Here is a 23914-nt window from a genome sequence, read left to right as displayed (position 1 = left end):
AGGTTATGATTCACGCACGACATACCACATTCCAGGCAATTGCTGAACAGCGCCCCGCATCTCCAAAATAAGCAAAATCTTGCTGATCGTAGCCGAATCAAAACACAGCTCCCGGCCAAGTCTATCTATATGAATTTTATCGGTCTCATCCAGAAGATCCAACACCTTCTTCTCATCTTCAGTTAGTTCCATGGCCTCCCTGTCTGCTTGCGATGGCCGCTTGCGCGACGAAGGAGTGGGAATTTTACTTTCATCCTTCGTTTTTTTCGACGCACTCTTTTCCCTAATTTTGGCCCGGTGCGCCTCAACGCCATCCTCACTTGCAACCGGGGCTGGATCCGGAACCAACTCCAACTCACGAGCAAAATCGTATCGTAAAATTTCAACAATATCGGATGCGGACTCCACAAGAGCTGCCCCCTGCTTGATAAGTCGATGACATCCAGTGAAGGTTGGTTGCCCAATGGGACCTGGCACGGCAAAGACATCCTTGCCCTGCTCTCCAGCCAAACGAGCAGTGATCAAACTTCCGCTGTTATGCGCTGCTTCAGCCACAAGTACGCCAAGAGACAATCCGCTGATAATCCGATTACGCACCGGGAAATGCCCGGCTCTCGGCCTGACGCCCGGCCCGAATTCCGTCACCACCAACCCACTCCTGTCGAGTTCGCGCCTGACATCGATATTATCCATGGGATAATCTATGTCCAATCCGCAACCAAGCACGGCGATGGTACTACCAATACCTTTGAGGCCGCCAAGATGGGCCTGCCGGTCAATACCTAGCGCAAGCCCCGAGATTACGGTAATGCCGATTTTTGAAAGCTGTGCACTGATGCGTCCGGCGGTATCCAAGCCAAGTCGCGTACATTCTCTGGCTCCGACCACCCCAACACCTGGATTATTGAAAAGTGTCGTATCTCCAGACACATAAAGCATGGCAGGTGGATCTGAGATGTTCTTCAACCTCTCGGGGAAACGTGAATCAAACCACGTCACGACATCCATGCCCGCCTGTTGAGTCGCCCGGTATTCATCCTCGGCTTTTTCCCGCCAGACCTCATTCACGCATTTCTGAGCAATACCCTTATTGGCGAGTGAAAGGACCGGCCAAGAAGCAGCATCCTGCACGGCATCAAAGGCGCTATCGTAATGAACAAACAACTCACGCCACACCTTGGGACCAAGGCGAGGCGTGTGCTTTAATGCCAAACAGGCGAAATGTTCCTTGCGCAGGTCCATGAAAACAGGTCCCTTGGTACGACGACAAAATCCGATGCAATCAGCCAACCACGGATCAAACCAATTGGTTAACCTCCCAAACGGACAAGTTCCTTGCGACCAAGGGTGGCCGCAGCAGATTTCGGAAAATCCTCTACCAAGGCGCGGAGATAGAAAATGGAGTTATCAGAATCTCCGACCTTATCATAAGACATGCCAATTTTAAGCAGAGCTGATGCGGACTTATGATGCTTGGGAAAACGACCAGTCACTTCCTTGAACGTCAAGATGGCCTGTGCGTAATCCTTTTGAGAATAATACGTCTCGCCCTTCCAATACAGGGCGTTGGCAGCCAAATCATTGTTCGGATATTTCTTGAGGAACTGATCGAATGTTACTCGAGAAGCATCAAACTGCTCGGCATTATACTGAGACAATCCTGCATCATACAACCCTTTGGCTCCCGAAGGACTCTTCACAGGCTTAGACGTTACCGGAGTCTTGGCTGCGGATCGCTGAATGACTTCAGGCGCCGGGATAACTGCTGGCGGTTGAGGAACTTCAGCCCAAGGTTTGTCCTCATTGCTCTGAGCCTTGGATATCGCAGGAGCTTTCTGTCCGTCAACCCAACCGTCATCCTCAGGCTTCAAATCTGTCACCCAACCATTATCACTAGGTGATCCCTGCGTACTTTCAGCGGGAGATTCCACAACACCGCCGGTTCTCAAACCCGCAATTTCTGTTTCAAGAGAAGCCAACCGCTGATCGATCTTATCCTGAGCCAAGGCATTTTCGTCCGCCATACGTCGTTGCTGTTCACGAATATTCAAAAAGCTCTCTTCAAGACTTTTAATACGCCATTCTGTACTTGCCGAGACAGTGGCCGCGTCTTTCTTGGTGGTTGCACAACTAACAAGCAACAGGCCAAGCAGAACGAGCAAAACGAGCTTCAGTGTTTTCATCAATGGTTTCTCCGCATTCACACGATTAAACGTTCTCTACGAAATAGGCGATACAAGGATTTTTTGCAAGGAATCGATGAATACCGTGCGATAATCGCCATTTAATGCAAACCTTGCATGCCATACGTTTTTCAGGCAGAAAAAGTCCGCACACATATGGTGGGCAATGCACAGAAAATCGGAGTTCCAATCAATCATGAGTACACAAGAAACCCTGACCATGATCGCATTCCTGCTGGCCCCGGCCTTTTTCAGCCTGCTCGGCATGGGCGCCATAGGTAGTCCGGCTATCGCTGTTCTCGGCGAGATGTCAGCGAAAACAAAAAAACGTGTTTTTTTCGATAAATACGGCCAACAAATAGGAGCAATGGGACTTATCCTACTCATCCTTCTGCTTGTTGTGGATGGTGCTGCATACGCCGTGGCACTGACAAAATTTCCGCAATACATCCACGCCCTGTTCACCATGGAATCCCCCCTGTTGAACACATTCGCAGCATTTGGCATTTTCGCTTTCTTCAGCCTCATCTATTTCACGATGTGGAAAAAGATGCGAAATGCCAAGGGACTGCACATGTCTCTGGGCATGATTGCCTCATTGGCAGCACTGACTTGTGTGGCCTTGGCTATCCCGGCCAAAATTGCCTGGACACTGTCCCATGGCACTCCCACAAATGAAACAATTCTTGCAGCCACGGCCATGATTTTACCCATGTCCGTCATGTATGCCCTGTTGACCATGTCCGCAGCCGCAGCCTTGAGTGCCTCCTATCTGGTACTTCGACGCAACAAGGACGATTTTGGCCGCGACTATTACAATTTTTCCTTAAAACTGGCCACCCGCTGGGCCACCCTTCCAATGCTCGGATTTCTTGGTTGTCAGGGATGGCTTTTCGCCAACCTGCCTGCATCCTACAAAACGCTCGTCATGGGTACTCCACTGGCCTTTGTCTGGGGAGGCTCCATTGCACTTGGAGCCATCTGTGCATTTGTCTGGATTCTCATCGGCCGAAGCGAATCACCTCTCAGGCTCAAAGGATTGACATTCTTGGCCGTATTCCTGTTCTGGCTCATGCACACCTTGAACGTCACCGTGGCCATCAACTTGCTGACCATGCTCTAGACAGCACACTTCATTTGACGAAAAAAGGCCGGGAAGCATATGCTTCCCGGCCTTTTCAATATTTATTGTATAAACCGCTATTTCGTGCTGGTCAAAGCCCCGGACACTGTCAGCGGTTCCTGCTTGCGTCCAAGCTGAGTAGAAATGCTGTAGATCTCGTGCGGGTCCAAAATCAGAACCACAGAACCATCACCCATAATGGTCGCACCAGAAAGTCCTTTCAAATTAAAATTGTTGAGATACTGTCCCAACGGCTTGATAACGATTTCCTGCCGTTCCAAAAGACGATCCACAACCAATCCAAGGCGTCTGTCGTTGTCTTGAATAACGACCATGGGCAAAACGTCCCGGTCATCCATGGACTGCGGCAAATCGAGCAATTCGGCCAATTCAACCAAGCCCAAAACCTCGCCACGCAACGTGACAGCCTTCCGGTTGTTCACATCGGACAACTTTTCTACCTCGATCTTGGTGGTCTCGGAGACAGCGTCCAACGGGATAGCAAACGTGTCGCCAGCCACCTGGACCATGAGCGCATCGATGATTGCCAGAGTCAACGGCAGGGTCAGGGTCAGCTTGGTCCCTTTGCCCACTTCGGACTGGGTATTTACGCTCCCTTTGAGATTCTTGATGTTGGTCTTGACCACATCCATTCCCACACCTCGGCCGGAAATATCCGTCACCTTCTCAGCGGAAGAAAAACCGGGAGCAAAAATAAGATCCAAGGCCTCACGGTCATCCATGACATTGGCCTCTTCAGGAGTGATAACTCCCTTGCGAATAGCGACGGCCTTCAACTTTTCCGGGTCCATGCCTCGTCCGTCGTCTTCAACCTCAATGGCAACGGAATTGCCCTTATGATACGCACGCAACCAGACATGTCCTTTGGGCTTCTTCCCCAATTGGACACGCTCAGCTTCGTCTTCAAGGCCATGATCAACCGCGTTTCGGACGAGATGAACCAACGGATCACCGATCTCCTCCACTACAGACTTGTCGAATTCAGTCTCTTCGCCTTCCATAATCAATTCGACCTGCTTGCCGGACTTACGGCTCAAGTCACGCACAAGACGTGGAAAACGGGAAAAAACAGTCTGCACAGGTACCATGCGGACCTTCATGATGGTATCCTGAAGATCGTCTGAAATACGGGCCATTGCATAGGTCGTCTCAGTCAACTGCTGAGCAACAACATGCACCTCTTCCTGCCCTTCCTCAAGAGCGCGAGCAAGCATGGCATACCTATTCCTGTTGATAATCAACTCACCAATAACATTCATTAAATGATCAAGTTTATGATGATCAACACGAATTGTGCTCGATACCTTGGGTCTCACAGGAGGCGGATTAACAGCACCACTTTTTCTGCCAGCCGGCACTTTGGTCGCAGGCGCTGACGTAGGCGCAGGCTTGGCAACTGGGGCCGGCTTCGAAACGGCTGCCGCCTTCTGCACAGGCGGTTCAGGTACCGGAGCTGGTGCAGGTGCTGGCTCGACCTTCGGAGCGACCTTCTCAGTTTTGATTGAAGCAGGTTTGCCCATATTCACCGTGGGGTCCTCAGCAGGACTTCCGGTCAACATTTCCAAAGCTTTTAAAATCATATCCTTGAGAATAGCGAATTCCTGATCAAGAATATCCAACATCAAGGTGAAATCCATATCGGTCTTTCGCCCCTGATCGATCAACCCAACAGTACGGGAAGAATACTCCTTGATCTCATCCAGCCCCATGTAACCGGTGGAATTCTGGATAGTTTGAAACGTCCTGAACAGCCCGTCCACGATGTCCGTCTGACCGGCATCCTTACGAAGTAACCCAAGGGCAACCGCAGCTGATTCCAACTGCTGATTAATAGTCTGAACAAACAGAGCCACATCTTCGGGATCATAATCTCCTGCGGAAACAGAAGCGTCTTCATCAGAAGAAGCGTCCGCCGCTGCCGGGGCAGCAGCTTCTTCGGTGACCAGAGCAGATTTGGAACCGGGAAAAAGTCCTTGCACAGCAAGAACATCACCGTCTTCCGTCACTCTTTGCAGCACTTGCGCCATCACGCTGGTATCAAGTGGTTCGACCTTATTGGTTTCAACGTCCACTTTACCGACCAAAGCTTCAATAAGATCCACGCTTGCCAACAAAAGATCCATCAACCCTTGGCTGGAAGCAATCTCACCCTTACGGACTTTGTTCAACAACGTTTCCGCTTCATGGGTCAAAGAATTCAATTCCTTGAATCCGATGATTCCACTATTCCCTTTCAAATTATGAAAATATCTAAACGTATCGTTGATAAGCTCTTCACTACCATCGGGTTCGCCTTCCAAAGAAAGGAGACACCGATTGAGGTTCTCAACAATTTCATGTGCTTCTTCAAGGAAATCAGCCAAATGACCTTCACCAACAGTTGTCAGACCATAAGGAGTGGCATCAAAGTCAGGGTCCGGCTGGGGATCGAATGTTATTTCTGCGACCATTTCAACAGGTTCCTCCGCCACGGGTTCAGGTTCAATCACGACTTCAGCTTCGACAACAGGCGCACATTCAGGCTCTGGTTCTGGGGCAACTGAAGCTGCTTCCATATCTCCAACCAAGGTAGCTTCAATCCGGGCAATAATAGGAGCTGTATCAACATCTCCTTCCACGCCGCTGGTCTCCAGATTATCCACCATGGTTCTCAAGGCATCAGTCGCAGATAGAATCAAATCCATGATCCCACTGGTAACCTTCATGGACCCTTGACGAAGCTCATCGAGAATATTCTCGGCTTTATGAGCCAAACCATTGATCTTGTTCAAACCAAGAAAACCCGATGCCCCTTTGAGAGAGTGCATGGGCCTAAAAATCTCATTCAGCAAACCAAGATTGTCAGGGCTTTTTTCAAGCTCCAGCAAGTTAGGCTCAATGGTTTCCAAGTGCTCTTTCGCTTCAACAAAAAAGTCGGTCAAGATCTCCGGATCAAGAAAGTCCTGGCTCATCGAAATACCTCTAACAGCAGATTCCCATATCACTCGTACTGGTGAAAAGGTTCATACCGTCTTGGTTGCGTTTGCGTCACATCGCCATTTGCAAAAAGTCCTAGCCCAGCAGCATCTTGACGTTTCTGACAAGTTTTTCAGGCTGCGCCGGTTTGACCATGTACAGATTTGCCCCCACGGTCAAGCCAGTCTGAACATCTCTGTCCTGACCTTCCGTGGAAAGAACGACAATAGGAATATCCCGATACGCCGCCTGCTCCCTGACTGTCTTGATAAAAGTCAAACCGTCCATCCGGGGCATGTTGACATCCGAAACAATAAGATCGACCTCGGTCAAACTATACAGTTTTTCCAAGCCATCCAACCCATCTTCCGCCGTGGTTACCTTGAAGCCTTCTTTCTTCATGATAAACGCCACAAGATTCCGTACAGTCTTAGAATCGTCCACTATCAGAATATGTTTAGCCATTACTCCCCCTAAATATCACGGGCACTCCCCAATTACCAATTCCATATACAGACTGATTCATTCTACTCTTCCTTCTTGTAGATGATGGCTCCAGGATAATGAATAGGCTTGAATGAGCGCGAAATATTATGCAGCGACTCAGAATGCCCGATAATCAAATAACCGCCAGGAAGCAAATTATCATAAAAGGCATTGATAACATGCTTTTTCATTGCATCATCAAAATAAATAATCACGTTTCGACAAAAAACGATCTGAGACCGTTCAACCCGCTTGAGTTGCATACGATCCTTGAGATTAATTTGCCCAAAACTGACCAACCGCTTTACCTCAGATTTAATTTTATTCTGGCCTTCATCAGAATCAAAATATCTGGATACGATCTCCTGCGGAGTGGTCCTGAGTGTATAGTCGTTGTACACGCCCCTACGAGCGGACTCCAACACTCGCTCCGAAAGATCATTTGCCGTAATTCGGATATCCCACGCCCCAATTTCACTCCTGAGAATCTCATGAGCGATCATGGAAATAGTATATGGCTCTTCACCCGTAGAACATCCAGCCGACCAGATACGAAGTTTTTTCCCATTACGACGACATCCGGCAATAACATCACTCAAAATCTCCCTCTGAAAGACCTTGATTTGCGGTGGATTACGATAAAAACTGGTCTCATTGGTCGTAATAACCTCAAAGAGCCTCTTAATTTCTGCCGACCGGCACGCATCAAACCGGAGCAAATTATAATATTCATCAAAATTTTTGAGGTTCAGTTTTTTAAGCCTGTTTCCCAGCCTATTTTCAATCAGATATTTCCGATTATCGGCCACATAGATACCGCATTCGGCATAAATGTAGTCACGCAAATTCGTGAATTCCTGGTCCGTGATCGAAAGATCCTTCCCAAGAGAAATCGTTTTGGAAAACAACGACGACATGAAGTTCCCCTACTCCTGCGCTTCCTGTATTCTGGCTATGGCTTCCTCTGCAGCACTCACCAATTCGTACTCATCACTATTGGTCACTTGCAACAAAGCGGCAAACGCCTTTGAGCCACCGATGTTACCCAGGGCTTCTATGGCCTTCATAACCACAAACCGATTTGAATCCTCCAGCATGTCAACCATCAAAGGAGCGGCCTCCTGCGAGGAATGCTCGCCCAGTGCATCCATGGCACGAATCTTAACCCAATCGTCTTCATCGTTCAAAGCATCGACAAGGTGCGGCATCGTATCTTCACCGTAATGCTGACCTAAAATTTCAACAACCGTCAGACGGACATCCTTACTCTCGTCGTTGAGTCTTTGCAGCACCAACGGCAACCATGTGTCCTTATTGTCTGGAAACGAGGCCAGAGCTTCAACAGCCACCCGCCGAATATCCGACTCCTCGTCTTCCACTGCCTGTTGAAGAATCGCCAGATTATCCACTGAACTAAATTTCCCCAAGGCGTATACGGCCATAAGACGATGGACAGGATTTTCGCTAGTAAACATATCCCTGAAACGTTCCTGCACATCAGGAGTTCCAATGGCGATACACGCGTCCAGAGCGGCTTCCTTCACATCATCGTATTGATGGTTCAACAAAGGAAAAATATTATCAATAACTTCAACCAGCTGAAGTTTTTCGCCAAGCAAATACACGGCACTCTTCAAAACAGTACCATCTGCATGCTCATTCAAAACCTTGATAAAAAAGTCCTTGGACTGCGACCGCCCTCTGTTGGCAACAACACTCACGATCTGCCGTTGCAAAGGCAAGCCTACCTGCCAAAATGCATCCATAAGGACCCGACAGATACTATTTTGCTCCACACATTCATCTGGTGCAATTTGTGACAAAACCTGAACCGCAACTTTTGCCTCGCCTTGGTCTTCTCCAAGCAAACCAACCTTGAGAGCCTCAGTCAAACCGATTTCGGCCAGAAACGCGATGATGACCTGCAACCGATCCTGTTCAAGATCCTGATCCAACGCCCCGGCAATTTGTAAAATTCCCTTGGAAGCTTCTTCGCCTCCCACATAGGCCAATCCCTGAATCGCGGCATCCTGAATTTCCACATCTTCATCTCGAAGAGCCACAAGCAAATACTGCCTAAACCGCTCTCTTTCGTCGTCACTCAACAAAGTCAGAGATTTTCCGCCGAGAATCTTCACCACGGCCTTAACTATCTTGTTCCGCAAAGCGGTGGGGGAATCATTCATACGTTTAAGCAGCATGGTCACCGCCTTGACATTACCAAGCTCACCAAGCGCATCGATAATCATGGATGCAACGAGATCAGAGGCGGAATCCAATGCTTTAACCAGAGCGTCTACCGAGCTGGCATGGCCGATTTTCGTCAAGGCTTCAATCACGGAATACTGCACCCACTCCTCGTCGCCGATGGCCTGGTTGAGACTGGGAATAGCTTCGGTCATACCGAGCTCGCCGAGACTCACTGCGGCCTGATACCGAACATTGACCTCAGGGTCTTTCAGTAAAGCATTGCAAAGGGGATCAACAGCCAAAAGGCTTTTGGTAGAGCCAAGAATGTCCGAAACGAAAATCCTGATATCCGCATCCTCATCCAGAACCAATGCAATCAAGGACGAAATATCCTGATTGCCAACTTCACGCAGGATGTCCATGGCCAAATTACGAACCGGAGCGTCATCAGAACGCAGAAGCGGAATCACCGCCTGTACGACTTCCTTACCACCGATTTTTCGCAAGGAGCTATCCACGGCCTCCTGAATACCCAGATGATTTGTCTGAAGCAGTTCAGCCAGCTTGGGCACAGCTTCGACACAATTTTTTTCGCCTGCCTTAAAAGCACTTTCTCGGACAACCTCTTTGTTGTCACTGCCCAAAAGTACAAGATATTCAGAGCACTCCACCATGATACCAGTCCCCCATACAGATTTTGAGACTCACTCAACAAAACCTATTTATACAAATTCGCCATGATGGACTCGGCCATATCGTCCAGATCAACGACCTCATCCGCCAAATTTTCATCTACAATGGATTTAGGCATGCCATAAACAACACAGGTGGAATCACTCTGTGCCAAAGCACGCCCCCCCCGACCTTTGAGATCTCGTATCCCTTCGCGTCCGTCATTCCCCATACCCGTCAGGATAACGCCAAGTCCACGCTTGCCGACAGCCTGAGCCACAGAACTGATGAGAACATTAGCCGAAGGCTTATACAATGCATCGCTGGGCTGATCAGTAACAACCACATCAATACGGCTGACCTTCTGATCCAATACGATGTGCCGACCGCCAGGAGCCACATACGCATATCCCGGCCGGAAAACATCACCGGTTTCAGCTTCCTTGACAGTAATTTCACTGACACCGTTCAGACGCTCGGCAAAGGGACCGGTAAAAGCCGCAGGCATATGCTGAGCAATAACGATACCCGCCGGGAAATCAGCCGGAAGCGAAGATAAAATTTTCTGCACGACTGGCGGCCCACCAGTGGAAACACCAATAGCCACGACATCACGGACAGGACGCCCGTGAGCACGAGGCCTGACCTTGGTCGCCGGCTTTTTCCGGGCGGACGGACGAGCCACGTGACGCATTTTGCGCATGGCCACAGTCTTAACCCGCTCAATAAGATCTTTTTCAATCTTAATGATATCCAGAGAAACTTTGGAAAGTTGTTTGGGAATAAAATCAACCGCACCGAGCTCCATGGCCTTCAGGGTAGCCTCGGCTCCCTCGGTCGTCAGCGAACTGACCATAAGCACGGGGCGGGGCGATTCCATCATGATGTGACGAAGAGCGGTCAGACCGTCCATCTTCGGCATTTCGATGTCCATGGTGACCACATCGGGATTCAGCTCGCGCACCATGTCCAGGCCTTCCTGTCCATTACGCGCCACACCGACCACGGTGATACCCGGGTCCTTGTCGAGCATCGTGCTGATGGCCTTTCTCATGAAGGCAGAATCATCCACGACGAGAACTTTGATCACGTATACCACTCCTTAGCGTCTACCCTGCCGACATCCATTCGACAGTAATTCCTGTCACCCGCCAACTCCCGACGCACGGGAATTATTTTGTCATTCAATCTCCAATCTTAGGCAGCTTTATAGTCTTTGTCCACAACCTTGAAAAAACATGTAAATTTTATCTTGCCTTTTTATCAGCGACGGGCTAAATCCCTCTCTCGACAGCGGGATGTGGCTCAGTCTGGTAGAGCGCTGCGTTCGGGACGCAGAGACCGGAGGTTCGAATCCTCTCATCCCGACCAGACAAATCAGGGACTTACGGAAATACCGTAAGTCCCTTTTCTTTTACGGCACCCCTACGCGGCACCCCTACAGTATCTTTTGGATACTGCGAAACGTCCTTTGTTCCTCCAAACAAATCCCCTCTTTGCCATTCCTCCAGACAATCAATTTTCATACCCTGCCCTAAACAATTATTCCCCAAATACCGAAAATAAGTTGTCACTTAATCATTTGTTTGATTATAAAGGTATGCCTCTTTGAGGGAAGGGGATAAAATCGTCGGGGGTATCATGAAACGCCTTTTGCTCGTTTGCCTTTTCCTATTCCTCTTCTCATCCCTTGCTCTGGCCGGTGGACACAAGCAGGATCGGCCATACGTCGGACTCATTATTGCCGGTCAATACTTGATGGATACCGACCTGAGTTCAAATGATGGTCTAACCGATGCAATTTTAAAATCAGCTGATGCAAAGATGCAATTCAAAGACTTCGGATACGGAGTCGCTGGCACCGCTGGTTACAAATGGGCAAGCGGATTCCGTCTTGAAGGTGAGCTTAACTATTTCAAAAGCGATCTAGATAAGGTAAAAGGCAATGGCGGCAGCATAGACGTAGACGGTTCTATCAATATGAAAGCACTCATGGTCAATGCCCTATGGGAGTTCGAAAACAAAACTCCTTGGTTCTCATACCTCGGACTCGGTGCAGGCTATGGATGGTCCAAGGGAACGATTGAAGGTGGTGGCGATAAGGTCAGCAAGTCATGCAGCATCCCACTTGTCCAGCCTATCCTTGGTGTAGGCTACAATCTCACTGACAACGTATCTTTGGGGCTGGATTACAAGTTCGTCATGGGACTACAAAAACTTGATTACCAAGACTTAAAAGGTGAATACCGGGCTCATCGGCTTGGGCTTGGATTGAGATATAATTTCTAGACACCCCTCTCTCATTGTAAGAAGCCCCCGGCCTTGGTTGGTCGGGGGCTTCGCCTTTTAGTATGCCTTTCTCTGTTCCAGTATCCGAAGCGCGTCTCTCGGGCTCACTCCGTTGCCCTTCGCTCTGGCCTTGATTCTGGCGGTCATGTCGCGGCGAGTAATCACCATCCACGGCTTCTTGTCGTTACGGGCTTCTTTGTTCCATTCCTGCCATGCAGTCAAAACGCTGCGGGCTTTGTCTTTGTCGCCTTTCCGCAGGGCCATGACGTAATTATTTGCAAATTCGCCTGCCTTATTGCTTCTGACTTGTTTCGAAACCTTCCGTCCTCGGTATTGATCGTATGATTTGGTGCTGGAGATCGGTTGGAATCCGGCCATCTTCCCAAGAGCTTCAGCCTCTGTCAGCTTACGCGGGCCGAATTTGCCGGGTTCATTGATCGGCTTGCCTGTCATGGAACGGTGCCCATCTTTCCACAAACGATACCCGGACATGCCATTCTTGATGATGGTCGGCGCGGCTTCTTCGAAGGCTCGCCATTCATCACCCGCCCTGAGTGCTTTTACTACACGGGAAGGTTTGCGGAAAAACATATCCCACGGAATACCGAAGATGTCGCCTAAGTTGTCGGCCACACTTTCTTCGATTGTGGCGCCCGGTTCGACTCTGGAAAGTATAGGTGTTTCAAGTCCTACCGAACCGCCGAGAGAGAACCCGGCACCGGCAGGAAGCCCATAGGTTACCACATCACGTAGCATGTCACCTTCAGGAAGCTCTTTCCGAATCTCTTCCGTCCAATCATCATCGTCACCGGTTGCCCACTGGAACAGGTGCATAAGGGTGGCATAGAAAGGTAGAGCCGTGAAACCGCCAATAGCCATGGTTCCCATCATCGACTTGGCAAAAGCCTTTTTGCCTTCTGCCCCTTGATTCCACAGCATCCAATTCCAAATAGACAGAATGTTGTGAGAGAAGGTTCGGAAAGTATACGCCGGATTTGTACCACGGCCTATGGTCGAGTTACGGAGTGGCTGCGGAAGATTGGTCTTTCCGTAGACGAAGTGGGAGTCTCTTACTACATCCTCAGCATACGCCTTGGCTTTTTCATAGGGCAATCCTACTCCAAGCTTGGCGCCGAGCTCTGCCAGAACCGCTTCATTTGTGATCTTGCCGTCTCGGGCTGCACGGTATGCGGCCAGAGCCAGAGAAGCCCGGTTGAAACGCTCGGCAATGGCCATAGGCATTCCTGCCCATTTCAAAACCTTATTACCAATTGCCGCGACCGAAACACCTTGAACACGCCCGCGAATCTCATTGAGGAAACCTTCGGTAATAACGTCCTCGCGGTACAGATCGTCAAGAAGACGCGATTCGTCCTTGGGCAAGGTCTTTACTTTTCCGCCCGTAGCTCTGCCGGTCAGTTGCTCGGTGAGTGTGGCTCCGGCAGCCTTCCAATATTTGAAACCACCGCTTTTCACGTCCATGCTGAATCGAGGAATACCCACGATAACATTCTGCGTCAGGTTGAGCGCGGCCGTCTTGAGGTTGAAACCCAAGTACCAGAGAAAAGCTATGGCCTTGATATTACCGACAGCACGGTCAATCTTGTCCGCATTTCTGAGCATATTCTGGACGTAGTTCGTTGCGTAAACATATTCTTTCGGGTGCTGTTTGGCGTCAACCTGACCAAGCAAGGAAGTAAAGTCCCGACTTGCCTGAATCTTGGTCAGCCAACCGGAAAGACCGGCCTTGTAGTCATAGATGATTCCTTGAATATCTTCCTTCTCATGACCAGGAACACCCTTGCGTCCGATGGTTGCAGCCGACCAACCGCGTGATTTCATGGTGTCGGACACGGCTTCGGCCAACTTGCCTTTGATTTCCTTGGCCATCTCCTTGTTTTCTATCTTGTCAGCCGCCGCCACCACAATTTGCTCCATGGCATTGGTGTCGATACCAAATTCATAGAGTTCATCGGGCAGACGTTCGTTCTTCCCTGTAGACCAGTCTACATTGTCGGGATAATCGACTTTCAATTCAGCCATTTTCTTTTCAGCCTTGCGACCGGCGAGTCCCTTTGTCGAAGCGTCAAAGTGTTCCCGGTGAACGGCGCTGCGTTTGTTCTTTGTCCAATGCTTACGAGCCGTAGCTTCATTGGCAAACTCTTTGGAAACGATGTCGTCAGTTGCATTGAAAACCGCCCACTTACCTTCATCGGTCTGACCGACGTAGTTGTCTCCGACGGCTTGGACATAATACCCGCCGTATCGTTTGTGTGGAAAATAGTTGTGGACATGATTGATATTCGAACGAAACGCCTTGATTGTGTCTTCGTCAATTTCGGCCATCTCGCGCATTGCGTCATATGCCCGCAGGAAGTCGCGGTCGAGGGATTCACGAAGGGCGCTCATTGCCTTCTTTACCTTCTCAGAAACAGGCTGTTTATCCAACCAACGCTCAAACATCCGATAATAGCGAGGATTCATTTCAAGGACGATCCGCCCGTTTTCATAGGTGTCGCGCCCTTTGGCATCCTGAACCGGAATAAACTTGTCGAGATTCATACCCGGCAGTTTCTCGCCGTCTATCTCCCAAATCATATCACGAAGCGCGGCATGGTCTTCTTTGCTCAGGTCAGTAAAGAAATCTTCAACCTCTTCCAACGACTCTTTGAGAACTGCCGCTCTTTCGTCCATACGGGTCAACTGACGACGGTAGATAGCATCAAAGGCCGGAAACCGTTTGGCAATCCAGTGAGGCAAGCTCGCGACTTCCTGCAATACGGAAAGGTCACCGGTATTGATCCGGTTATGAAGACCGGACTTGCCTTTCTTTGCTGCATCCTTGGCAATCTGGCTAGGCTTGGCTGTCATTGCCCTTACAGCGGCATTGCCACCGCTCGGCATGGTGCCGCCATTCATGCGTTGGAGTTGCTGAATAAGTGCCGACTGACGATAGGTGCCGCGTGAGAATTTAATCTCGCTGAAGTCTGGCTCAGTATTTTCTTTGCGAGAAAATGCCATTGCAGGCTCATGGCGAAACCGAATACCCGGCTCTCCGTGTACGGTAAATTGAACGGCATCTTCTGCTATCCATGCAATTTCTCGATCGGTGAGTTTAAAATTCACTCCTACACTACGAAGCCATTCGAGGAACTTTTCAACAAATTTACGCCAAGCACCTTTTTCTTGACGCGTTAACGCACGTCCGGCCTTAATTTTTTCAGCACATTGAGCAACATATTCTTCGGCGGCTGCAAGCTGCCCTTCTGTTGTTGAAAGATCAAAACCTTCACTTCTGGCAATCTCAGCCAAAACAGGTTTCATCTTGAGCTTTGCAATAAGAGGGTGTCGAGATTCGATTTTGTCATAAACGGACATCATGATTTGATGATATTCGCGTCTCCCAAACAACCCTTTCAACCCGTTATGAACGCCCTGTTCATGCATCCAAAGGGCGGCAGCACGACGAACTGACGGGATATTGTCAGCGACAAAATAAACCTTGCCGGAAAATGGGTCATAGACGCCCTCGGTATAATCATCGCTCCTCTGTGCCTGCACTCTAATAAAAGCTGGCAAATCATTTTCTGATTGGACAACTTCAAGAGGCAAAGCATTCTCCGCTTGTCTTTGCAGTTTGCGAACCGCTCCGCCTTGGAGCATCGCCTTTTTCATGCCCCGACGCGGTTTGTCTGCGCGAGAAAAGAGTGCAATTCCTTTGGACGTCTCTTTTGTTTCAAGGCTCTCAAACAACTCTTTAAAAGCTTTATTCATAGCCTCCCGTTCTTTCCCTTCTGGAAATGGACGGATTTCATTCAACTGATAAAATACATTGTCAGACCCGTAGGACAGAAAATAACTTTCATTCCCCTCCTGTGCAATCTTGTCTTCAACAAAGGCCGAAAAAGCACGAGCCGCCATTTCATGATTCGTAGTCCAGTAGTCAGAAGGACGACCTTCGTCGATTTTTTTGGACTCCATAAGGTAATCAGTCGGGACTTTTTTTATCTTCTTGTCGCCGCCTCTCGCATCGTCAAGTATCTTGATCCTATCGGCATATGTCCGCATAAATTTGGCAACACCATTCAAGGTCGCTTCTCGCTTTGAATTAAAGCCACTGCGCCCTGTCACGGCCAAAAGGATATCGTTCATCGCGTCAAGAGTGCCGTTGGTTTCACGCCATGAGCCGAAGCGGGAAAGACTCTTGCCCTTACTCGTCTTGTTCTCCATGGACACCAACTCAAGGTTGTTGCCATCCAAAAGTTTTTCAACCAGCGAATCGAACTCCATGAGCTCTTCCTCAGTTGCGGCACGCTTCTTTCGCCCCCAAGACCTTTCCTTTGCTATATTGTTACGGATGGCCTCCAACTTGGTCCTCAAGTTATCACGCGACATACCAACAAATCTCTCGGCCCTCTCGGTATCTTCGACATACTGTTCGGCCTTGGACATCATCGTGTTGATGAGCTTCGTGTATGCCTTCCTCACCTCTTCTCGGGCGTCGGACTTATAGCGGAAACCGTGACTTGCGTAATCTTTACTCGGAGGCTTTGCATCAAAGATCTTATGCCCCTTATTGTTCTTGATGATCTTGGAAGACGCCTTGCCATCAAGACGGCCAAGGTAATGGTCGAATCCATGGAACCACTCATGAGCTAGAGAACCGGCCCCTTTCATTTTGGTCAGATTGACAACGCCATAATGCCCTTCGTAGTGGGCCTTTGCCGCACTGAGCCCCTGCCCTCTCGCACCAAAGGCGAGAGCCAAATCACCATTCAAGGATAACGCCTTGGGTGGAACGCCGATAACGTCAGCCAGGTCCATCAGGCCGTCATAGGCATGATTCAGAATTTCTTGTCTTTCGGTCTGATTATTCCAGTTCCCGAATTCAACAGCACGAAAACCAAAGTCGTCCATGAAAGCCTGCGGTTCGACGTCTCCGGTTCTGCGCTTCACGCCAGAACGGTAAACGTTCTCTGGCTTGACGAGGATTTCTTCGCCAATCCGGGTATTCGTCTCAATGATGTCTACAGCGTTATCAACCATATACTTGAGAGCTTCTTCACGGCTTTTGAAGCCGTCCTTGATGACAACGCGCTTGTATTTGGACACTTTGCGAATGATGTCCCACTTGCCTTTTTCAGCCATGCGAGGTGAATGTTTGATACCGACCACGGCCAGAGGAAGCATTTCTTCGGCTTCTTTTTGTGAGGAGAACTTTTCGCGGGACAAAAAACGAACATGACGAGTCCGCCCGTCAACCAGTTGCCACGTTCCCTTTTCCATAAGGTTTTCCATGGCAAAATAGCGTTTACGCCATGCGGAACGAGCGTCCTTTTCTTTCTTTGGACGAGATCCGGTGGGTTGGGCTGTATCCTTGCGGGCGCCGCCTATTTTTTCACCCAGATCTTCAATGGGAGCGTCTTTTCCCATGGCCTTTTTTTTAGAAGCCTTTTCTGACGTGGATTCGGGCTTGGCCTTCGGCTCTTTCTTCTTGGGCTCTAGACGAGAGTCAAAACCGTATCCTTCACGGTTTTCCTTTATCCCCTTAGCTTCTTTTAGGTACTCGGCCAGCGCGTCAGCGTCGCCGTCAAACAGCCCCATGCCGTTAAGCTCCTGGGCAGCTTGATCAATATCACTTGCTCCCTTGGCTTTCGATTTAAAAATGCCAGGACCAAATTTTTTACGGATAATATTTTGGAGACCGGGCCAAGTCTGGAGAGATTTTCCATTTAGGCCGACATCTTTTAGATAGGCAATGATCTTGCTATCAACGTCCTCATTGGTGAGGGATTTGTTGTACTCCGCCTCTTCTGCGATGCGGGTGCGTTCATCAAGTTCCGTGATATGGGCGTCGTACTCTTCATCAGACAACCCGTAGAGGAATGGAGGATAAATATTATCGGTGTCGTAAAATCCACCGCCCTGATCGGCATCAGTCTCTAGGAGTTTTTGCCCTTCTCTAAGGCGGCGACCTTCTTCGCTTTCGCCATCAGATTCAGAGCCCGAACGCGATCCTTCTTCGGCAACTTGCGGGTTGCTTTCAAGGCTGCTTCCTCCTCTTCCGGGGTCACTGTCTTGGCCCACTCGACCATCTTGTCCACGTTCTCTTTGACCTTCTGGCTTCTGGCTTCCTTGGTCATTTTGTACCTCGTCGTCTATTTGAGTGATGACTTCATAAACGTCATCAACGGAAAAGTTTTCATCATCAATCAACGTGTCTGCATGGTCCATCATACCAGCATAATCACCGTCAGGCACGGCTTTTATAAGTCGTTTACGGATTTCAATTTGGGCCTCATTGTCCACAACCTCGCGCCAGCCCCATTGCTTACCTTCATCGTCAAGCTGTACAGTTTCGACGTTTTGGCCCCTCTTAATTTTGCCAGCAACAACCAAGTTGATTGCTTTTTTGCTGTAGGGCTTGCCGTCGGATTTGATGTTGACGCCATCCTTTTCAGGCTGTCCTGTTGCCGAGTCAGCACTCTTTTGCTCTAAAACGGACTGTTTCTGCTTGGTTTCGGAAACAACATATGCAACGGGCATCTTGGTCTTGCGCTTCTTCTTGGTCCACCGTCTGAACTCAATCGGGCTCATCTCAGTGATTGCACCGAGCCCTTGCCAACCCTGCTCGTAATTGGACAAGTAGCCCGCTTCGGCATCCTGCGCGTTGTCAAATCCCATAAGAATTTTATGTTCATCGAAGGAACCGTCTTCATTCTTCTGATCCACCACAAAGACGGGCTTGGAACCCATGTCTTCAGACTCAACACCGTCTTTCAGGAAGACGTCCAGATGGTCCTTGTCTTTACCCACGGTTCCCTTGATATAGCCGTAATGGTGCTGCATCTGCACAGACCAAGGCTTTCCATCCTTGTCCGTACCGGAACGCTCGGAGCCTGCCGGATTCTCAATGGAGATATCAAGGCCTATGGCTTTAACATGGCCGAGCTTGTAATTTCCTTTTTCAATCTGAGCCTCAGTCGGCTGCGGGGTGTCATTCTGCTCGGAGGTCGCGGCTTCGTTCGCCTTCGTTTCAACGGACTGCCTACGAGCCTGTTCCGTTATAACGGCACGAAGGTCGGTCTGGTAGGCGACCCCTGCACCCTCTGCGACGCCTAATGCGGCTCGATCTTCATCGGCTTCCATCTTGCCTCTAAGCTCTTCAAGAGCTTCGTCGGATAGCTCTCCAACCTTTTGCCCTTGAATCTCATAGCCAGCGGAGGCAAGAGTATAATCAAAAGAATAGCGTTCTTTCTTCCCTTTCAAGGAATAACCCGAATCGCCGTTGCCATCTTCTTTGTTAATAAGCTCGACGTGGCCATCTTCCAGCACGACACGAAGAGTATCGTCGCTTTCTGCCTCGACTACGCCCTGGTGCTCCCCACCGTTAAGGTCATAGATGGTAATAGCATTGATCGGGGAAGTTGCAGCCTCGTTTGCTTTATTGATAATAAGGGGCTGCGCTTGCGCCGGCGCAAGGTCCATAGCCGTTCGCACAGCAGGCACTCCACCATGAACTATTTCAAAATCAGGCCGGTAATTCTCGCCCTCGTTGGAAACCATTTCAAAATCTTGAGAAGAACGACTCGGAATTGGTTCGGACTGAGCCAAGCCCATTGCAATAGGCCGGGAGCCTTCCGGCAAGGCCGCCGGGGGCTGGCCTTGTGGCATGGCCATAGCCGTACGGCCTTGTTCCTGCGGAATAGGACCATATCCGGTCTGTTGTGTCGGTTGAGGGATGATAACAGGACCACCAGGGGGAAGAGCCATTGCCCCACCAACCGGGAGTTCGTTCTGTGCTGCCGGGGACATTTGCGGCGTGACGTGAGGAGTAACTGGCTCATCCAGTGTCTCACTGAAAGGCGAAAGCAAATCCATGGCGCTCATCCGGCCTTCAGAGTATCGCTTATTAACCTCTTTCTCGGAGTAATACTTGGGAGTTGTGTAAGTTGTGACGTTGCGTTGCGGGTGTTCCCGTCTTTCCTTTCCGATCTCTTTGTACTCATCCTCGCTGAGTCCGTTCTCTGCGGCATCAAGTCGACCTTCCCCCTTATATGCTTCATCAAACGAAGAAACTGAAGCTAAGGCCGGATCAAACGGGAGTGAGTTTCCATGAGCATCAACAGGCTGAACGGAAGATTCTTCCGACTTCATCAAGTCCATAGCCGTGTGTGGTCGAGCGGAACGCACAGAACCCATGCCAGCAAAACCAAGCGTGGCAACGACAGTTGGACCAATAGAGTCTTTTGCGGCTTGCATCGGGTCTTGGTTCGGAAACCCGGCTTCGTTGCGAATAGCTGCACCAGAAGCGGCCTGCGTCATTTCCGTAGGAAGCTCTGAACCAAGGACCTTTATATAGTTTTTAGCAAACAATCCGAGACGATTGGTCACAGCCTTGGTTACAGGTTTCCCGACTTTCATCAACGCCAAGTCCAACAGATTGGAAACGCCTTCAAGTCCACCTTCGGCAACAGCCGCCATAATGGCTTCTTGTTTCACGTCAGCCGGATCAATGCCAACGGTCTTCGCTTCCTCCATGAACCGATCATATTCAGCCAAACCGAACACCGTGCCGCCTGAAGCTGCAAAGCCGCCAATGGCACCGGGCAAACCGCCCATAAGCCCTACCGCCGCTCCCGGTAAACCGGCTTCAATACTCGGTCCAATGGACGCCACGCCTTCAGTCACATCCCGACGTACAGGGTTATTGAGAGCCTGAAAAGATTGAGGGAAATAGTTCTCGCGAAAAGCCTTAATGTTTTCAATGGCTGCATCCGTGTCTATGCCAATAGTTCGACCAGCCCGAAGGAAAGTTTCAGGACCATCAGCCACAACACCGCGAAGCGCTGACATACCAACGTCAGTAAAAGCATTACGATTCGGACCGAGCTTCTGATACGGCCTAACGCCTTCAGCTTCAGCGTTGACTAAAGCAACGGCAGCTTGAGCCTTGTCTTCATCGGTAAGCGGATTGAAGAAAGCCCCTACCTCTTGCATAAAAGAGCGCTCTGGTGCCGTCTGGATAGTGGGCATTCCCATTGCTCCAATATTACCAGACGGTGCAGGCTCATACCCACCCACATGAGCAGACAAGAAATTATCTCGAATCGTTGCCTGCTTCGCCGGTTCAAGGGCTCGGAATTCATCGTCCGCCAATTCGTTGTCAAAGAAATTGCCCACGACAGAAGCCTTCTTCTCATCCGGCAACGCTAGATATTCGTAATCTTCATTCCATTCCTGAACGGTCGGATGCAATGCCATGTTATACTACTCCCAATTTTTCCAACTTGCAGGGGAAGAGGTGTTGGTCTTTACCATGGTCGGGCCGCCTGCCCTTTGGGGTTTTGTCTGAGGGAAACGGGCCTTTTGCCACATACTCGTCAACTGCAAATACTGACCAGCCAGTTTCTTTTCCAATTCGTTGCCGGATTGATAAAGGCCGCTGACCTTCTGAATAATTCCCTGTTGCTGTTGAGGGGTAAGGTCTTCTATGCTACCGCCATTAAGCAAAATGCCTAGTTCAGCCAATCCAGAATTGCCGGTTCCTACAAGTTGCTTGGCAACATGCTGAAGGCTTGATTCAAAGCTCTTAATTTGCTTGGCAGTCGTCTCAACACCCTTCGCATTCGCTACGGCCTGCTGAGTCGGAGTCATGGTTTTCCCCATGGCACTGGCTTCTGTAAAAGCACCTGTCCGTTTATCCTGCGAGCCAAAGACCACTTTGCCTCCAACATCTTTAGAAACGGGCGTCGGCGTGTTTAAGTTGTTCTCGTGTTTTGCATTAACAACCTGCATTGCACCTTCCTGCTGAACAGCAAAACGGCTCTTGAAGTCTTGGAATTTATCTTCCCGATCCTTGTTTGCCAGAGCGTAAGTGAGAAATTGCTTCGGATCGCCAACCACTCCCCACAACCCTGCAACTGCGGAATCGCTATCTTTGAAAGACAGATTGGTGCCGCTCGGAACCATTGCCCCCTTGTCATCATATGAGAACCCCTGGAAGACGACATTGCCTTTCTTGTCCACTGAGGCTTGGTACTGATTCCCATCAGGAGCATAGTCGCTCATAACTTGGGCCATTTTCACAGGATCGCCGCCCGTCTGAGCCAACGCCCGTGCACCTTCGTATTGTTTCTTGGCAACGCCTTTGGCCCACATGTCTTCTTCATGACTCTCCGCCGCTCTGTTGTCGGCATTTTCAGCCATGGCAAGGCGCTTTTCATCCATGCCGAGACGTTTATTTGCCATAGCCATATTCTCATCGAAACGCCGGTTGCTTTCGTTTATTTCGGCTTTCTTAAAGCCCATGGCCGTACCCTTATCTAATCCTTGAGTCGCACCGTCCCAGAAACCCATGCTATTGTACCTCCATGGTTTCAACCCGTTTTCTCAGGTCTTGAATCGAAGACACCAGCAACGGCATCAACTCACCGATTCGAATGCCAAGCGGCAGTCCATCTTCGCCATAAGCGACGACTTCAGGCACAGTCTTGTCGAGGTCTTCTGCAATGAAACCAATTCGATCCTCACCAGGTGCCTTCTTGTAGGCGAAATGAACAGGCTTCAGTGAATCAATTGCATCCGGCCCATATTCAATCGGCCTAATATCCTGTTTCCACCGCTTTGAGCTCATCATCATGGCAGTCATGCCAACGCCTGCCGCGGTGCCTCCTGCTTTGCCCAAGAAGTCAGAAAACCCGTTGCCTTTGGTTGTTGTGGTCTGACCGGTAATGCGCCCTGCGGCTGCGGTCGAACCAGCCCCGGCAAGCAATTGCGAGCCAAGGTTCGCCGGATTTTGGAGACTGTAGTTACCAACTTGACGTTGAGCGCCGGTCTGACCGGTCACGCCACTTGCGGCCACACCAGTATTGACACCTGTGGTCGGCGCACGCATCTGCATGGCCGTAGTCATTTTGTTAAAAGACTTATCGTCTTCATTGATATGGGCCTGTTCCTTTCCAAAGGCGGTATCTTTTGCACGTCCAAGGCCCATGGCCGTCAAACGTCCTTCGGTTCGACCTGAATTCGGATTTGCGCCCATTCGAGATATGGACCGCCGTGTTATCGCGTCAGCGTCTTTATATGCGCTCGCAACATTTGCGGTTGCCCTGCCCATGGCCCCCTCGTAATCCGGCCCTTTGGCTGCTTCAGCAAAGAACTGGTCACGAACAGGAGCGCTTGCGTCCAAATCACGCAGTTGCTCTTGGACTTGACGTTCTTTGAGTGGTTTATTCAACTCAATGTCATCCATCATCTCCTGCAACCCCATGGCCGTAGCCTCTTCACGTAAGGGCAGAAGATTACTTTCTGATTCAAGTTGTTTTTGAGAAAGTTCCTGAGAAAAGGGCAAAAGCGCCTGATTATAGGCAATCATATCCTTTTCATAAGGCAAAAAAGATTCTTCGTAGAGGTTGAACATCTTTTCGGATTGGTCCTGTTGGCGTTCTGATACTGCCGCAAGACGTCGCGAAGACTCCGGATCAATCTGGTAACTGGTGGAGCTCCCACCGCTGTCGCCTCCAAGACTCATGCTCTTTCCTCCAAAAAGTTGTTCAGGGGTTCATCAAAAACGACTTCCCTGATTTGTGGCGAGACTTGACGCATCCAATCATATCCGCCGACTAGATATGCGCACTGACAAACGATGTCAGACACCATGTCGCGGAGAACAAATGCCACGCTTTTGGCGTGGTCGTTCCCTCGTTCCATGATGTTCGAATCAAGCCAGCAGTTAATATATGACCGCATGAGCGGAACCAATTCCGCACGATGACGCTGATAGAACGGGTTTTCTTTCAAACCGACCAGAGCAAGCCAAAAGGCTTTATTTACATTGTCAACGGTTGGGGAGTCGCCATCTACGAGATCATCCCAAACATGGGAAATGAAACCGATGTCATTGACAAACTGAACGGCTCCGAGATCACCCTTAAGAATGCCAAGCCACCTTTCACGCTGTTCGGCTGCAATCTGTTGGTCTTTTCCTGTCATG

13 protein-coding genes and 1 tRNA gene are annotated in these 23914 nt (G+C 49.8%); 3 read left to right on the top strand and 11 right to left on the bottom strand.

Annotated elements, in window-relative coordinates:
- Positions 1-3: 3 nt before the first annotated feature.
- Together dprA and ybgF are read right to left on the bottom strand one after the other, a co-directional pair.
- Positions 4-1290, bottom strand: coding sequence for a DNA-processing protein DprA (gene dprA, locus SYK_RS01555; protein WP_281761875.1), 1287 nt, complete (start codon positions 1288-1290; stop codon positions 4-6).
- Positions 1291-1310: 20 nt separating this feature from the next.
- A complete protein-coding gene (gene ybgF / locus SYK_RS01550) occupies positions 1311-2183 on the bottom strand; it encodes a tol-pal system protein YbgF (protein ID WP_281761874.1) in 873 nt (290 codons plus the stop codon).
- 196 nt (positions 2184-2379) lie between these two features.
- Between ybgF and SYK_RS01545 the strand changes: the two genes are divergently transcribed.
- Complete coding sequence (locus SYK_RS01545) at positions 2380-3306, top strand: hypothetical protein (protein ID WP_281761873.1); 927 nt, start codon at positions 2380-2382, stop codon at positions 3304-3306.
- Between the two features lie 77 nt (positions 3307-3383).
- Here the strand turns inward: SYK_RS01545 and SYK_RS01540 are convergent, their stop codons facing one another.
- The 5 genes from SYK_RS01540 to SYK_RS01520 form a co-directional block, all read right to left on the bottom strand.
- Positions 3384-6278 carry a chemotaxis protein CheA gene (locus SYK_RS01540; protein WP_281761872.1) on the bottom strand — a complete coding sequence of 965 codons (2895 nt, stop codon included), beginning with the start codon at positions 6276-6278 and terminating at the stop codon, positions 3384-3386.
- Positions 6279-6378: 100 nt separating this feature from the next.
- On the bottom strand, positions 6379-6747 hold the full coding sequence (locus tag SYK_RS01535; RefSeq protein WP_281761871.1) for a response regulator: 369 nt from the start codon (positions 6745-6747) through the stop codon (positions 6379-6381).
- 62 nt (positions 6748-6809) lie between these two features.
- Entirely contained in the window at positions 6810-7685 is an 876-nt protein-coding gene (locus tag SYK_RS01530) for a CheR family methyltransferase (RefSeq protein ID WP_281761870.1), read from the bottom strand.
- Between the two features lie 9 nt (positions 7686-7694).
- Complete coding sequence (locus SYK_RS01525; protein WP_281761869.1) at positions 7695-9632, bottom strand: HEAT repeat domain-containing protein; 1938 nt, start codon at positions 9630-9632, stop codon at positions 7695-7697.
- Positions 9633-9676: 44 nt separating this feature from the next.
- Positions 9677-10720, bottom strand: coding sequence for a protein-glutamate methylesterase/protein-glutamine glutaminase (locus SYK_RS01520; protein WP_281761868.1), 1044 nt, complete (start codon positions 10718-10720; stop codon positions 9677-9679).
- A gap of 204 nt (positions 10721-10924) precedes the next feature.
- Between SYK_RS01520 and SYK_RS01515 the strand changes: the two genes are divergently transcribed.
- Positions 10925-11001: transfer RNA gene (locus tag SYK_RS01515), tRNA-Pro, on the top strand.
- A gap of 270 nt (positions 11002-11271) precedes the next feature.
- Positions 11272-11919 carry an outer membrane protein gene (locus tag SYK_RS01510; protein WP_281761867.1) on the top strand — a complete coding sequence of 216 codons (648 nt, stop codon included), beginning with the start codon at positions 11272-11274 and terminating at the stop codon, positions 11917-11919.
- Between the two features lie 57 nt (positions 11920-11976).
- Here the strand turns inward: SYK_RS01510 and SYK_RS01505 are convergent, their stop codons facing one another.
- Genes SYK_RS01505 through SYK_RS01490 form a run of 4 tightly spaced genes read right to left on the bottom strand, consistent with a single transcriptional unit; the run spans position 11977 to position 23913 of the window.
- Complete coding sequence (locus SYK_RS01505) at positions 11977-21183, bottom strand: PLxRFG domain-containing protein (protein WP_281761866.1); 9207 nt, start codon at positions 21181-21183, stop codon at positions 11977-11979.
- A gap of 6 nt (positions 21184-21189) precedes the next feature.
- On the bottom strand, positions 21190-22278 hold the full coding sequence (locus tag SYK_RS01500; protein ID WP_281761865.1) for a hypothetical protein: 1089 nt from the start codon (positions 22276-22278) through the stop codon (positions 21190-21192).
- A gap of 1 nt (position 22279) precedes the next feature.
- The gene (locus SYK_RS01495; protein ID WP_281761864.1) at positions 22280-23452 is read right to left on the bottom strand and encodes a tail fiber domain-containing protein; all 1173 of its coding nucleotides are present in this window, start codon (positions 23450-23452) and stop codon (positions 22280-22282) included.
- Positions 23449-23913, bottom strand: a complete 465-nt coding sequence (locus SYK_RS01490; RefSeq protein WP_281761863.1) for a hypothetical protein — start codon at positions 23911-23913, stop codon at positions 23449-23451. The genes SYK_RS01495 and SYK_RS01490 overlap by 4 nt, the downstream gene beginning before the upstream one ends.
- Position 23914 lies beyond the last annotated feature (1 nt).

Source organism: Pseudodesulfovibrio nedwellii (assembly GCF_027923765.1).
Taxonomy (GTDB): domain Bacteria; phylum Desulfobacterota; class Desulfovibrionia; order Desulfovibrionales; family Desulfovibrionaceae; genus Pseudodesulfovibrio; species Pseudodesulfovibrio nedwellii.
The sequence above is the reverse complement of the archived record's forward strand: the minus strand, read 5'-3'. Positions and strand labels throughout refer to the sequence as shown.

Coding starts and splice junctions, on each gene's coding strand:
- ybgF (WP_281761874.1), bottom strand. CDS start 2,183: ATGAAAACACTGAAGCTCGTTTTGCTCGTTCTGCTTGGCCTGTTGCTT.
- SYK_RS01545 (WP_281761873.1), top strand. CDS start 2,380: ATGAGTACACAAGAAACCCTGACCATGATCGCATTCCTGCTGGCCCCG.
- SYK_RS01540 (WP_281761872.1), bottom strand. CDS start 6,278: ATGAGCCAGGACTTTCTTGATCCGGAGATCTTGACCGACTTTTTTGTT.
- SYK_RS01535 (WP_281761871.1), bottom strand. CDS start 6,747: ATGGCTAAACATATTCTGATAGTGGACGATTCTAAGACTGTACGGAAT.
- SYK_RS01530 (WP_281761870.1), bottom strand. CDS start 7,685: ATGTCGTCGTTGTTTTCCAAAACGATTTCTCTTGGGAAGGATCTTTCG.
- SYK_RS01525 (WP_281761869.1), bottom strand. CDS start 9,632: ATGGTGGAGTGCTCTGAATATCTTGTACTTTTGGGCAGTGACAACAAA.
- SYK_RS01510 (WP_281761867.1), top strand. CDS start 11,272: ATGAAACGCCTTTTGCTCGTTTGCCTTTTCCTATTCCTCTTCTCATCC.
- SYK_RS01505 (WP_281761866.1), bottom strand. CDS start 21,183: ATGGCATTGCATCCGACCGTTCAGGAATGGAATGAAGATTACGAATAT.
- SYK_RS01500 (WP_281761865.1), bottom strand. CDS start 22,278: ATGGGTTTCTGGGACGGTGCGACTCAAGGATTAGATAAGGGTACGGCC.
- SYK_RS01495 (WP_281761864.1), bottom strand. CDS start 23,452: ATGAGTCTTGGAGGCGACAGCGGTGGGAGCTCCACCAGTTACCAGATT.
- SYK_RS01490 (WP_281761863.1), bottom strand. CDS start 23,913: ATGACAGGAAAAGACCAACAGATTGCAGCCGAACAGCGTGAAAGGTGG.